Raw genomic sequence first — 13495 nt, 5'->3', positions numbered from 1 at the left:
TTTAATAAATGATTACTGAGTACTGATGGGAAATATATCAAAATGGGGGGAGGATTTTTCTTGTTAATAAATTGAAAGACAAAAAAGCACTGCCATTTCATTAAATGCGCAGCGCTTCGTCATTTTCAGGCAGATCCCTCTAACCCTTTTCTTGTTTTACACGATATATTGAATTAACTCACCGTGCTCATCAAGATATTCAATAACGGTCTTGTTCGTTTTAAGATCAATATATAACATACAATGATGATAATCCTTTTCCCACGAAAGACGAATTTCATCATTTGCAGATTCTAACACCTTAAACTCTCCATTAAAGGCACCATATTCATTTCTAAATCTGATTAGCTTTAAAAGCCTTTGCACCACCTCTTTTTCAAGTGACTGTTCGATTTCTTCCAGGCTGTAATTGTGACGGTTAAGTTCTCGGCCTTCTCCAGTTTCATTCACTCTTTCCACATCATTTACCCCTGCCAGCAGCCCTACATAATACACTTGTGGAACTCCCGGTGCAAAAAATTGAATCGCTCTCGCCGCCAAGTAGGTATCATCCTCTTCATTCAAAATAGAATAATATGTGCCTCTAATTTGATGAACATCAAAGCCATCTTCTGCCTTATGCTCATCTGACAAAATGAGACTGAGGTTGGAGCCTCTTTTTAAGCATTCAACGACTACTTGCCTAGCTTCTTTCGTGTCAATTAAGTCATCCAGATCGGGTTTAACAGGAATTCCGTCATGGCAGTCCAGCATCGTAAACTGCTTATGCGGACGCGTTTTTAAATATTCACAAAGATCACCACTGGATTTATTAATCAAGGTATCCAATATTCTATAAGGTAAAATGAAGTCATAAATCCAACAGCCATGCTCTGCCAACTTGTACTGTGTAGTGTAATGGGCATGAACTTCAGGAAGCAATTCAATATCTAAAGAATTGGCCAACTCCATGATCCAATCAAGGAACTCGTAGATTTCCGGCTCAACAAAAAAGCAGCTCGTCCCCAACTTTTTAATGATATAACCAACAGCATCCAACCGAACAATCTTTATATTTTGCTTTTTAAAATTTATAAAGAACTCCGTAAGCAGCTGTTTTACCTTCTCGGATTTCACATCTAAATCGATTTGCTCGGAAGGATCAGTCTTGCCGAATGTCGTCCAAACCTGCTCTTCTTTACCGGTTTCTTCGATTGTAAAGGCCGAATATGGCAGCGGCCTTCGTAAAAACATTTTATCAATGTCTTCCTGAACTGGATTACCATCTTCCCAAAGCTTATCCAAAGTGATAAAAAGATCAGCATACGGCGATTTACGCCCTTTTTTAAGAAAATCCTGAAAATATTCAGACTGCCTTGAAATATGGTTTACCATTAAATCGACCAATACATCAAAGTTTTCTCCGATCGTCCGAATATCCTCCCACGTTCCAAAGCTTGGCTCAATTTCCAAATAAGTCAACGGTGCGAAGCCCCGGTCTCCTGAAGATGGGAATGGCGGGAGAATATGAACTCCTCCTTTAAAAACATCCGAAAAATAGGATAAAAGGACTTGATTCAATGCTTTTAAATCTCCTCCAAGAGAATCCGGATATGTAATGAGCTGAACCTGATTTTTAACTGACATTTTCTCTTCCTCCTATAAACCATACATTTCCTTGATGACTTCAAGCTTCGGCAAATTGACAACAGCACCAGTAAATCTCAACTTATAAGCACTTACAGCAAATCCGAAGTTTAAGGCCTCCCGAATCGTATACCCCTTCACCAATGCTGTATAAAATCCTGACCAGAAAGCATCTCCTGCACCTGTTGTATCTACTACCTCTGTGGCTAAAGTATCCAATTTAACTGTCTCTGTTCCATTTGATACTATGGCACCATCCTTGCCTAATGTCAGGATGACCAGCTTTGCTCCCAGCTTCAAAAACTTTTCCAACTGCTTTTCAGGAGTGTCCTTCCCAAATAATCGTTCCGCATCATCCTCAGACGGCTTGACGATGTCCACCTTAGAGATAATAGATTTCACATACTCAACACCATCTTCTCCCCTTTGCCAAATCATAGGATGATAGTTTGGATCAAAACCTACTAAGAGATTGTTTTCTTTTGCTTTCTCAATTATCCTTTCGATTGTGCCGCGAACCGGTTCCACCGATATCGGCCAGCACGAAAAATGAATGATCTTGGAATTCAGCAGCGCTTCTTCAAGATGCGAAGTATAGGCTAAATGATAGTCGGCATGGCGATAAAAGATAGGAATTGGAGTTCCTTTACTCTTTGTCACAACAACCATGCTCGTAGAGTAGCCCACTTGCTGAACACAGCACGTATCGATATTGGCTATCTGCAATTGCTTGATTAAAAAATCTCCCAAGCCATCTTCTCCCACAGCAGAAGCAACAAGAGAATGGATCCCCAGTTTCTTTACGTTCATCGCGATATTTGAAGGGGAGCCTCCAAAAAATTTATGGTACGTATTGCTCTCAAAGTTTCCATCGTAATCGGAGGAGATCATATCAATAAGAAGTTCTCCCGCCGTTAAGATATCATGTCTGTTATTTTGAAATTCAACCTTCTCATCAAACTTCAGCATCTGATTTCCTCCAGAAAACATTCAATTTTACCTTCTATTTTAGAAAAAGAAAATCAGTAATTAAACCGCTTCCATTGATATATAGGGTGGAAAATATTGAACATAAAGAAAACTCGCCGACTAGCGAGCCTGGCAGGGCGAAGACAGAGGCGTAGTTCTCCGAAAAGCACAGCTTTTCGACTGCGAGGCTAATGCTCACGAAGCATCCTTGACGCCCTTATGCCTGATAGGAAAGTTATACTCCCTATCGGCCAAAAAAAAAGCCCCAACGGAGCTTTTTCTATTTAATCGACCCTTGCATAACCCCATTAATAATGGATTTCTGACCGATCATGTACATAATTAGGATAGGAAGTACAGTTAATAGGATAGCTGGAATCAACAGCTCCCAGTTGTTCATATACGTGCCGTTGAATACTTTCATTTGTACCGGCATCGTATAGACACTTTCGTCATTTAGTACTAAAGATGGAAGCAAGTAGTCGTTCCAAATCCATAATACATTTAAAATCGCAATCGTAACTGTGATGGGTTTAAGCATAGGAAAAACGATTAAAAAGAATGTTTGTAACGTGTTGCAGCCATCAATTCTGGCTGCCTCCTCCACTTCAACTGGAATGGATTTAATAAATCCATGAAACATAAAGATGGAAAGCGCGCTTCCGAAACCAATATAAAAGAAGATTAATAGCGGAATTGGTATAGAATCAATCAATTGCAGCTTTGCTCCATAAATATAAATCAGCGGAATCATCAATGATTGAAACGGGATCACCATGGAAGCGACTAAAATGGTAAAAAATAATTTATTGTATCTCGTTGGTTTTCTCACAAGGTGATACGCTGCCATCGCAGAGAAAAAAACAATGAGAAGTGTGCTGATCGTCGTTATAATAAATGAATTTTTAAATGTAACTAAAAAATTCATTTTGGTGATTACATCATTGAAATGAGCAAAATTCCAATGATGCGGCAATGAGAATGGATTTGTTAAAATTTCTCCATTACTTTTGAATGAATTGAGAACGAGTAGAATAAATGGAAAGATAAAACAAATCAATGCTATAAATGAAATCAAATAAATGAAAGTGGAAGTCACCATTCTTTTGCCAGCCATTATGCTTCAACCTCCATTTTCTTACTGGAATAGACTTGTATGCCGGTGACAACTGCGACAATGATAAATAAAATAATGGCCTCTGCCTGCCCTGTTCCATAGTTTGATTCAACAAAAGCTTTATTTACCACGTGCATGGAAACCATCAAGGTACTGTTAAAAGGTCCGCCTTTTGTCAATGAGAAGTTCAAGTCATAGACCATAAACGCATTTTTCAGAGACAAGAAGACGGTAACAACAAATGACGGCACCATTAACGGCAGGGTTACATTGATAAGTCTTCTGAAAGGGCCAGCCCCATCAATCTTTGCTGCCTCTATAAGATCCTTTGGAATACTAATTAGACCGGCAATAAATATAATCATCATATAGCCGGAGGTTTGCCAGATCGTAACGAGAACCAGCGACCAAAAGGCCATATGGGGATCACCTAACCAGCCAAGTTTCAGCCAGGATATCCCTAGTTTTTCTCCCAATGCAGGTAATGATTGCACAAACACAAACTGCCATATATAACCAAGAACTAAGCCACCAATTAAATTTGGCGTAAAATAAGCCGTTCTCAGCGAGTTTTGCACCTTTATTCCTGAAGTAACAAGGTAGGCAAGGCCAAAGCCAACAAGATTCACAAAAAAGACGGTTGCCACGACGAACTTAAGTGTTAACCATAAGGAACTCCAAAACTGGGCATCTTTAACGGCATTCACGTAATTAAGCAACCCAGAAAACACCATGGGATCTGTAGGAGAATCCATTTTATTCAGCGTAAGATAAATTCCGTATATAAATGGGATAAGAACAGTAATAGCAAAGAAAAAGGTAGAGGGGCCAAGAAATAACAGCGAATTTCCCATATTGGCAAAGTTCCTTTTTCGATGCTTCGCAACCGCTTTTCTACTAACCTCGGGATTATAATTGATCTCATCAACCTTTTTGGCAAGCATTTGTTTTCACATCCTATCTTAAAGTAAGGCTGTTTCAAATTAGCTGTTGATTTTCGCGCCAATCAACTATTTGCTTTAACATAGCCTAAATTAAAAACAAATGGGCGAGATTGTTTCTTCCCGCCCACTTTATTTCTTTTCTCCAAACTAGATTTGATAAAGAATTAATCTTGATGACTTGTATAGTAGGACTCTAAAGCTTTTGCTAAGTCAGCTCTGGACTCTTGTTTTCCAATATACTTTTGAACTTCTGGCCCAATGATCGTAGACCAATCTGCCGGATTGATATAATTTGTGCTGAACGGCATTGTCTTATTTTGTGCAATCGCATTACTGATGGCAACACCAAGTGGGTTTGTTACTTTATTTGTATTATTTTTGAACGCAGAAATCACTTGCGATTTGTTTACTACAAAGTCTTGACCTGCTTTATCGTATACAAGCCAATTTAGGAATTTCTTAGCGGCATCCTGCTGCTCTTTAGAAGCCTTTTTATTGATTACCATTACCTGTGTTGGGCCAACTGGAATTTTGTTGTTAAGTGGATTGTCCTGATTATTATCCACTGGAACTGGCATAAATCCGAAGTTATCGCCTGCCACTGCTTTCAGTGAATCATATGCCCAGTCACCATTAAATAGAATGGCAGATTCCCCTTTGCCTACAGCAACGTGTGCGGAATCATAGTATTGTCCAAGCGGGCGGTCGCCGTACTTGTCATAATCTTTTGATGCTAAAATGTCCATGGTATTATAATAGCCATTCCATACCGCGTTTTTAGTAAGGTCAAGTTTTCCTGCTTTTAACTGATCCAACATAGTGTTCGGATCACTTTCCTGATTCAAGAATAGAGAACTGAAGTGATTTCCTACAGACCACGCCTCTGTTTGATAAGCCACAGGATAGTTCACACCAGATGCCTTAATCTTGTCTAACAGTGCTTTTAATTTATCTTGGGTATTAATGGAGAACGGATCAAAAGTTCCACCTACTGCTTTATCCAATACTTTCTGATTATAGACAAGACCCATGCCTTCTACCGCAAATGGGAAACCAACGACTTTTCCATTTGCATCCTTAAGTGCATATGTTGTGTCCGCATTCCATTTTTCGTTTGAAAGATCAATTCCCACATTTTTGTATTTATGCATGGTGCTATAAGGGTCAAACATGGCCATTGTAACCGTTTTCCCGGAAGCTGTTAGTTTATCATAAATATTCAATGTATCCCCAACTGCCACTGATTCCACATCAACATGAATTTTTGGATACTCTTTCATAAAGTCTTTTGCTGCTTGTTTGAACTGAGCGTCAATTTCACCTTTACCGTTTGTAATGATGATATTTACTGGTGAATCGGAACTAGACGCAGTTTTCGATGAGTTCCCGCTGCAGGCTGCCAACGAAAGTGTTAAAGCGGCAGCAGCGCCAATCATTGTTGACTTTTTAAAGAAGCCTTTCATATTAACCATTCCTTCATCTCCTCTTTCTTCAAGAAGGCCGTGCCTTCGATATTTTTCGACTGCTTTTGTCTGTGCTCACCGCACCTCCTATATCTTAAATTTTAGTTATTCTACGTAAATATGAAACTGCTTACATTGACTTGTAGGGTGGAAAATATTGAACTATATACCATGATGAAAAATACAAGATGAGTGAAGAAAAAAAATAGAATTATGCTAAAATAGAGAAAATCCCTATATAAAAAGGAGGAAGGTTAGGCAAAAAGCACTATGAGCTGCTTTTACATTGAGAACTAACCAAGACGTTTCGTTATGGGTTGGAGTATTCGCACAAAGCTTATTATTTTATTATTAGCTGCAACTGTACTTCCATTCGGAAGCTCGATCGCCATCACCTATTTTCAAACAACGAAATCGCTGAATAACCGCTTTGTGTCTACTAATCATGATTTGATTCAAAAAGGTGAGGAAGAACTGTCCGTTTATTTGGATGATGTTGCACAAATGTCATCCGTTCTCTACCGCTATACTCCATTTATGAATGTCATGAGGGATGGAATTTCCGAAAACTTGGATATAAATCAAGAAGAAGTTCACCAGGCTCTCGCTTATTTATTTAATACGCGCCCTGAGATCGAACAAATGCATCTTTATATTCATAATGGAAAAGATTCCTATACGATCTATCATTCTACGATTAGCGGCAGAGGCAAGTATGATCATATTTTTACTCAGCCTTATTATGCCAATTTAATGAAGACAAGCCGTTTTTCAATGATTGAACCGCCGCATGAAATCTATAGTTATAATAATATGTCATTTATCCCCAATTCAGAAAAAAAGAAGGTTTTAAGTTTCCATAATATATTAAGAGATGTTCCTTCTGACAAGTTATTAGGCTTTCTCTCCATTGATATAAATCTTTCTAAAATCCGCTCGATTGCGGATCGTTTATATACCAAAGGGGAAGAAGATCTTTATATCATGGATAAAAGCGGAACGATTATTTATTCGTCCAATGAAAAAGTAATCGGCAAAAAGAATAGTGAAAAATGGTTTTCTCGTATAAAGCAAGATTACCAGACAGAAAAAAGCCTAGTATGGAAAGACTCGCATTTCAATGGGGTTATTGTATATGACAAATTCTCCTCTCCTTATAAAGGATGGTATATCGTAAAAAGAATCCCCTACAATGTCCTTTATCAAAGCGCAAGAGAAACCGCACTCATGAATATTATAATTGGCATTATCACTCTGATTATCGTGTTAATTTCAACCTTGGTTGTTTCCTTTAAGATTACTGCTCCAATAAAGGTCTTAAATGCCAATATGAAAAGAGTGGAAAAAGGAGAGTTTGAGGCAGATTTTGATTCATTGGGCAATGATGAAATCGGTATGCTTGGCCGGACATTTAAATCGATGATTGCCAAAATAAACGAATTAATTCAACGGGAATATGTATTGGATATTGAAAATAAAGCGTCACAGTTAAAAGTACTGCGATCGCAAATCAACCCGCATTTTTTATATAATTCTCTCCAGTCTATCGGCACATTGGCACTTAAATCTAATGCAGTTCCAGTATATACACTGCTTACTTCTTTAGCCGTTATGATGCGATACAGTATGAATATGAAGGAAGATATTGTTCCGCTTACTTCAGAGATTATGCATGTTAAATCCTATCTATTATTACAAAAGCAGCGATTTGCCGAACAATTTGAATTTGAGCTGAATATTGAAAAAGAAGCGGAACAAATCCTTGTACCCAAAATGATCCTGCAGCCAATTGTTGAAAATTGTTTTAAGCACGGACTTGACCAGCATATCGATAAAGCCGTGATTCAGATTGATGCCTGGCTCAAGACTGATGAAATATTTTGCATTCGTTTCATGGACAATGGCGCAGGTGCAAGTGAAGAACAACTCCAGCAAATTCGCAGACAAGTATTTCATAATGCGAGCGTTGAAGACAAGCATAGAGAAGCGATCGGTTTAAAAAATATTTATGACCGCCTGCAAATTTATTACCATCAACAAGCAAAAATGTCGATTAACAGCCTTGATGGATCAGGCTTTACGGTTAACATTGAGATCCCTAAGATTATGGATACAGAGGTGGAGCATACGTGAAGGTTTTAATTGTCGATGATGAAAAACATGTACGCGAAGGAATTAGACTCCTTGGAGCGTGGGAGAAAAATGGAATAACAGAAATTTTTGAAGCAGGCAACGGTGAAGAAGCCATTTCTCTCATTCAAACCAATAGACCCGAGATTATTTTTTCCGATATGAAAATGCCGCAAATGGATGGAACCCGGCTGTTGGAGTGGATTAAAGAAAATCAGCCTAATAGCAAGACGATAGTAGTAACCGGATACGATGATTATCATTATATGCGCAAAGCCCTTCATTCCGGCAGTTTAGACTATCTATTAAAGCCCATTGATCCGGAAATATTAAATTCAACATTGGAAAAAGCCGTTTCCGAATGGAAAAAGGATGAAGCTGAGCGGAAACTTCGGCAAAACAGTGCACAAATCATGAACGAAATGAAACCTGTTTACCGTGACCGCCAGCTCACCCAGCTTTTAAAAGGCGATATTATGAGGAAGAACTGGTACGATGAATTAAGCTTTCTCCCCTCACAAAATTATTTGATTGCCCTTGTCCGAGTAAGCAGCAAAATTCTTGGCGATTTTTCAGGAGATCAGGATTTAGCCTACTTTACGATTTTAAATATCATTAACGAAATGGTTATGGAGAAAAAGTGCGGAGTTGGATTCCGTAATATTTCCGCCTCAGGTGAAATTGTCATTGTTTTTTGGAGCGAGTTCGACCATATTCATGAGATTTTAAAGAATATCTATCAAATGATTCAAAACGTGTTAAAGGTCACATGTCCTATCGGGATCGGAATTATGGTAAATGAAAGCTCTAAATTAATGGAGTCTTATCAGCATGCTAAACAGGTACTCTTATATAGTAATATTTTAGAAGTAATGGATACGCGTATTTCCCGTCAAGATATTTTAAAGACTGCTCCATTACGAAGTCTAATGGACTATTCGGCAAACATTGAACTGGCCATCCAAGCAGGAGAAATTGGAGCATTTACTGATTTAATTTCACAAATCGAAGCCGACTATACAGAAAACCATTATTTATCACCGCAGCAGCTTCTGAGGTTTGAAAATGAATATTTAATGATCAGCAGCCGCTGGTTTAAGATCTATCAAATTCCTGTTAAAGTTTCTGAGGATCTCGATAGCCGCATCGATATATTTTTCGATGAAAAAGGCACTTTCCAGCTTGAAGCATATAAATATCGGATTAAGCGAGAGATTACACATTTTTTAAAAAGAATAAAGAGGACCTCTGAACAGAATCATTCAAATTCCATTTACGAAATCGAAAAATATTTGCAGGCAAATTTTGATCGCGATGTGAAACTGCAGGAAATATCACAGCATTTTTATCTTAGCAGAGAATATATTTCCCGGAGATTTAAACAGGAATTTAACGTAAATATTTCTGATTATATTGTAAATATCCGCATCGAAACAGCCAAATCTTTATTGAAGAACAGTCATCTAAAGATTTATGAAATCGCCAACATGATTGGCTATCAGGATGACAAATATTTCCGTAAAGTTTTTAAAAAAGTGGAAGGCTTTACACCAAATGAATACCGGGCACTTTATGTATAAACGAAAGGGAAAATGTTATGCCGATTAAAAAAATTCCGTTAATTGCCGGGATACTCGCTCTGTTCCTTCTTTTAGCTTCGGCTTGTTCTAACGGCAGCACAAACGGAACCTCGAAAAGTAATCAAATCAAAAAAGATAAAGTAGTAATCGATATCTTACAAGGAAAATTGGAAATTGCCGACCAATTAAAAGCGTTAACGGACCTTTATACAAAAGAACATCCAAACGTTACTTTTAATATAGAAACAGTTGGCTTTGGTGCAGACATGCTGGGAGGATTAAAAGCTGAATTTGCTTCAGGTAAGCCACCGGATATGTTTACAAGTGAGGGTTACCAGGCGGCTATTACCTGGAAAGATGAATTAGAGGACTTGTCCGATCAGCCTTGGGTGAAAGATTCCTATCCAGGTGCATTAAAACCGATGACAATTGATGGGAAGGTCTATGGGCAGCCGGTCAATTTGGAAGGTTACGGATTCATTTACAATAAAGCATTATTTAAAAGGGCTGGTATAACAGAGCTTCCCAAAACTTTTACTGAGTTAAAGACCGCGGCGGAAAAACTGAGAGCGGCAGGAATCACACCATTCTCGGTGGGGTATGCTGAGTGGTGGGTATTAGCGAACCATGGACTAAATGTTCCATTTGCTTACGCCCAAACGGAAAGCGAAAACTTCATCCCTGGTTTAAATTCAGGCAAGGCGAAAATGGAAGGAAACAAATATTTTGACGACTACTTCAAACTATTAGATTTAACGATTAAGTACGGGAATAAAAATCCGCTAACAACAGACTACAATACAGAGGTTACTCAGTTTGCTAAAGGTGAAACTGCCATGATCCAACAGGGTAATTGGATCCAGCCGCTGCTCGATAAGTTGACCCCTAACATGGATGTTGGCTTTATTCCCATGCCGCTTACAGATGATCCTTCTCAATCTGATCGCTTAATGGTAGACGTGCCTAGCAGCTGGGTGATTTATAAAAAAGCACCTGAAGCTGATAAAAAAGCGGCAAAAGAGTTTTTAAATTGGATGGTTTCCTCTTCCGAAGGTACAACAGCATTAACAAAAGACTTCAAATATATTCCTGCCTTTAAAAACATTGAGGCAAAAGCCGAAGACATCGGCCCCTTAGGAAACGATATTCTTCAATATATGAAAGCAGGAAAAACATATTCTTGGCAATTTATGAAATACCCTGATGGCGCAAGCAAGGATTTTGCCACAGCCCTCCAATCATACATTAGCGGGCAAATAACAAAAGAAGAAACCGAAAAATCTTTGGATGCTACCTGGGCGAAATTAAAAAAATAATCAAAGGCTCCACTCTGTCAGGGGGAGCCTTTGATTTTACCTTTTTAATCTATATCCGGGCTGTTCACCATTATTCCGGCCACTTGTGTTAAGCGATCATAAAATGCGGGACCTGCCTGATTTTTGTCCAAGCCGATCTCTTCGAAGGCTTCCTTCATGCATCGCAGCCAGGCTTTTGCTCTTTTTGGTGTTACTTCAAATGGCATGTGGCGTGCTCTCATTGCAGGTGGCCCAAACTCCATGCTATATAGGGCTGGTCCCCCTAAAAATTGTGGCAAAAACAGCTTTTGTTTTCTTTTAATTTCATCCATGTCCCCTTGAAACAATGGAGCCAAATCCTCATCGGCATATACTCTTGGATAAAAGGCTTCAACAAGCTTTTCGATTGTCTCCTGCCCTCCGATTTCGTCGTAAAGTGATCTGAAACTGTATTCCATCTTTCTTTCACCATCCTCTTTTAATTTTCCCCTATTTTGATCATTATAATGTTTAGTTACATGTTATTTTGTGATTTAAATCACACGAAGGAACAACTTGTTTTTCTTTTCTATCCTACACCTTTTAAAGGAATTATGATATTCTAAAATAATGTAAAAAGCTTCAAGCACAAGTCAAATGCACTTTCACTGCTTGAATGAGGTGAAAAAGTATGAATAAAAGTTGGATCTATGTTATTTTAACATGCTTATTTGAATTAGCATGGGTTTATGGATTTAATCAAGCACATAACTGGTGGCAGTGGGCCATTGTCATTCTGATTATTTTATCAGACTACCATATCCTTCCGAAAGCATGTGAACACCTCCCTACCGGAACTGTATATGCTGTTTTTTCTGGAGTCGGAACGATCGGAACCGCATTAATGGATATTTTCCTTTTCGGGGCAAGCTTTAGCGTCAGCAAGCTCATTTTTATGGCGATTATTATTATTGGCGTAATCGGATTAAACCTGGCAGATGACAAGCCTGAAGAAGATGTCTTGAAGGGGGCTGCTTAATTTGGGCTGGTTATTGGTCATCCTGGCAGGGACAGGGGAAATTATCGGAGCAGCCGGGCTAAAGTTATACAGCCAGCAGAAAACTTTGCGTAACGGAATCCTTTATATTGGCGGATTTGGATCTTCGTTAGTATTTTTATATAGGTCGTTCCATTATTTACAAGTAAGTATTGCTTATTCCGTTTGGATTGGTATAGGCACTGCCGGTGCGGTTTTAATTAATATGTTCCTTTTTGGCGAGTCAAAAAATAGCGGCCGAGTCATAAGTGTCATTTTAATTATCATTGGGGTCATTGGTTTAAGGATATTTGCGTAGATGGAGTTCATGCGGCCGGCTTAGTGAAAGTCCCAGTCAATTTTTTAATAGAATAGAGAGGTATCAGAAAGAGAGGCGCTGCTTGACTATTTGACCAACAGCCTCTTTTTTCTTTTGAGTAAATGCCTGGTTTATTCAAATAATTTGAATATTATGATAGGATGGGATGTGGGGATTAGGAATTGGAATGAATTTCATATGACGCGTCCTCCCCAAATGACAATTGTTTCACTATAACAGTCGTATTTTGAAAGGAGAGATTTCCATGCTGCAACGACCAAATCAAATTGAGTATCCTGAGTATTATCTTCCTTATGTTTCCTCCGTCCCAGAAGGAGATTTATTAACCATTCTTAAAGAAAACCTTGAAAAGGTAATCACCCTTTTTGATGGTATTTCTGAAGCCGATGAACATTTCCGCTATGAGCCCGGCAAATGGAGCATAAAAGAAGTTCTCAGCCATATAACCGATACGGAAAGAATTATGAGCTATCGCCTCCTTCGAATCGGCCGCGGTGACCAAACACCATTAGCCGGTTTTAACGAGGAAGTTTATGTAAAAGGATCCTTTGTGGAACAGCTTCCATTAAAAAATGTTCTGGACGACTTTATTGCCACACGAAAAGCCACCATCACATTAATCGAAAACATGCCCCAATCAGCCTGGGACAACAAAGGCTTCGCCAATAACACCGAAGTCACCACCCGCGCCGTCGCCTACATCATCGCCGGCCACGAAACACATCACCGCAACATCATCAACGAAAGATACCTAGCAAAATTGAAATAAGAGAGCCCTGTCAACGAAATGGTGCCCTTCGCGGTGTCACCATTGGGTATCACCCCATTGTGGTGTCACATTGTGGTGTCAATTGTGGTGTCAAATTGTGGTGTCAGGCACCAGTCGCGGACAATTGTCCGTCCTCGGTGGACATCATTTTATTATGAAACGAACTTTTGATTTCAAAGGGCAGGGTCTTCATTTTTTAAATAATTCTAGTTGCGAACGTACGTTCCTTATAATATAATCAGTTTAT

General features: G+C 38.9%; 12 protein-coding genes. 6 read left to right on the top strand and 6 right to left on the bottom strand.

The features are described 5' to 3' along the window. Positions 1-156: 156 nt before the first annotated feature. From gtfA to HPT25_RS11080, 5 genes are all read right to left on the bottom strand, one after another. Positions 157-1626 carry a sucrose phosphorylase gene (gtfA, locus tag HPT25_RS11100; RefSeq protein ID WP_173063705.1) on the bottom strand — a complete coding sequence of 490 codons (1470 nt, stop codon included), beginning with the start codon at positions 1624-1626 and terminating at the stop codon, positions 157-159. Positions 1627-1638: 12 nt separating this feature from the next. Then, complete coding sequence (locus HPT25_RS11095; protein WP_173063702.1) at positions 1639-2595, bottom strand: carbohydrate kinase family protein; 957 nt, start codon at positions 2593-2595, stop codon at positions 1639-1641. A gap of 280 nt (positions 2596-2875) precedes the next feature. Beyond that, on the bottom strand, positions 2876-3712 hold the full coding sequence (locus HPT25_RS11090; protein WP_173063699.1) for a carbohydrate ABC transporter permease: 837 nt from the start codon (positions 3710-3712) through the stop codon (positions 2876-2878). Next, on the bottom strand, positions 3712-4566 hold the full coding sequence (locus HPT25_RS11085; RefSeq protein WP_173071058.1) for a carbohydrate ABC transporter permease: 855 nt from the start codon (positions 4564-4566) through the stop codon (positions 3712-3714). Before HPT25_RS11085 ends, HPT25_RS11090 begins: the two co-directional genes overlap by 1 nt. Before the next feature lie 254 nt (positions 4567-4820). Further along, a complete protein-coding gene (locus tag HPT25_RS11080; protein WP_173063696.1) occupies positions 4821-6128 on the bottom strand; it encodes an ABC transporter substrate-binding protein in 1308 nt (435 codons plus the stop codon). A gap of 303 nt (positions 6129-6431) precedes the next feature. On the opposite strand from HPT25_RS11080, the gene HPT25_RS11075 reads away from it, so the two are divergent. Genes HPT25_RS11075 through HPT25_RS11065 form a run of 3 tightly spaced genes read left to right on the top strand, consistent with a single transcriptional unit; the run spans position 6432 to position 11145 of the window. Then, complete coding sequence (locus HPT25_RS11075; protein ID WP_173063693.1) at positions 6432-8252, top strand: sensor histidine kinase; 1821 nt, start codon at positions 6432-6434, stop codon at positions 8250-8252. Beyond that, the gene (locus HPT25_RS29250; protein WP_173063690.1) at positions 8249-9829 is read left to right on the top strand and encodes a response regulator transcription factor; all 1581 of its coding nucleotides are present in this window, start codon (positions 8249-8251) and stop codon (positions 9827-9829) included. Before HPT25_RS11075 ends, HPT25_RS29250 begins: the two co-directional genes overlap by 4 nt. Positions 9830-9846: 17 nt before the next feature. Next, positions 9847-11145 carry an ABC transporter substrate-binding protein gene (locus HPT25_RS11065; RefSeq protein WP_173063687.1) on the top strand — a complete coding sequence of 433 codons (1299 nt, stop codon included), beginning with the start codon at positions 9847-9849 and terminating at the stop codon, positions 11143-11145. A gap of 44 nt (positions 11146-11189) precedes the next feature. Here HPT25_RS11065 and HPT25_RS11060 read toward each other — a convergent pair whose 3' ends face one another. Next, the gene (locus HPT25_RS11060; RefSeq protein WP_173063684.1) at positions 11190-11582 is read right to left on the bottom strand and encodes a globin domain-containing protein; all 393 of its coding nucleotides are present in this window, start codon (positions 11580-11582) and stop codon (positions 11190-11192) included. A gap of 212 nt (positions 11583-11794) precedes the next feature. On the opposite strand from HPT25_RS11060, the gene HPT25_RS11055 reads away from it, so the two are divergent. The 3 genes from HPT25_RS11055 (at position 11795) to HPT25_RS11045 (ending at position 13248) form a co-directional block, all read left to right on the top strand. Continuing rightward, positions 11795-12142, top strand: coding sequence for a DMT family transporter (locus HPT25_RS11055; RefSeq protein ID WP_173063681.1), 348 nt, complete (start codon positions 11795-11797; stop codon positions 12140-12142). A gap of 1 nt (position 12143) precedes the next feature. After that, positions 12144-12458 (top strand): DMT family transporter, encoded by a 315-nt coding sequence (locus HPT25_RS11050; protein ID WP_173063679.1) that lies wholly within the window; start codon positions 12144-12146, stop codon positions 12456-12458. Positions 12459-12723: 265 nt separating this feature from the next. After that, complete coding sequence (locus HPT25_RS11045; protein ID WP_173063676.1) at positions 12724-13248, top strand: DinB family protein; 525 nt, start codon at positions 12724-12726, stop codon at positions 13246-13248. The last annotated feature ends 247 nt before the right edge of the window (positions 13249-13495 follow it).

The sequence above is a fragment of the Neobacillus endophyticus genome (assembly GCF_013248975.1).
Taxonomy (GTDB): domain Bacteria; phylum Bacillota; class Bacilli; order Bacillales; family Cytobacillaceae; genus Neobacillus; species Neobacillus endophyticus.
This window is presented reverse-complemented; position numbering and strand designations above follow the sequence as displayed.

What these genes read in the sequence shown, in the direction of transcription:
- HPT25_RS11055 (WP_173063681.1), top strand. Translation starts at nt 11,795, where the DNA reads ATGAATAAAAGTTGGATCTATGTTATTTTAACATGCTTATTTGAATTA.
- HPT25_RS11095 (WP_173063702.1), bottom strand. Translation starts at nt 2,595, where the DNA reads ATGCTGAAGTTTGATGAGAAGGTTGAATTTCAAAATAACAGACATGAT.
- HPT25_RS11060 (WP_173063684.1), bottom strand. Translation starts at nt 11,582, where the DNA reads ATGGAATACAGTTTCAGATCACTTTACGACGAAATCGGAGGGCAGGAG.
- gtfA (WP_173063705.1), bottom strand. Translation starts at nt 1,626, where the DNA reads ATGTCAGTTAAAAATCAGGTTCAGCTCATTACATATCCGGATTCTCTT.
- HPT25_RS11065 (WP_173063687.1), top strand. Translation starts at nt 9,847, where the DNA reads ATGCCGATTAAAAAAATTCCGTTAATTGCCGGGATACTCGCTCTGTTC.
- HPT25_RS11085 (WP_173071058.1), bottom strand. Translation starts at nt 4,566, where the DNA reads ATGGGAAATTCGCTGTTATTTCTTGGCCCCTCTACCTTTTTCTTTGCT.
- HPT25_RS11080 (WP_173063696.1), bottom strand. Translation starts at nt 6,128, where the DNA reads ATGGTTAATATGAAAGGCTTCTTTAAAAAGTCAACAATGATTGGCGCT.
- HPT25_RS11045 (WP_173063676.1), top strand. Translation starts at nt 12,724, where the DNA reads ATGCTGCAACGACCAAATCAAATTGAGTATCCTGAGTATTATCTTCCT.
- HPT25_RS11090 (WP_173063699.1), bottom strand. Translation starts at nt 3,712, where the DNA reads ATGGCTGGCAAAAGAATGGTGACTTCCACTTTCATTTATTTGATTTCA.
- HPT25_RS11075 (WP_173063693.1), top strand. Translation starts at nt 6,432, where the DNA reads ATGGGTTGGAGTATTCGCACAAAGCTTATTATTTTATTATTAGCTGCA.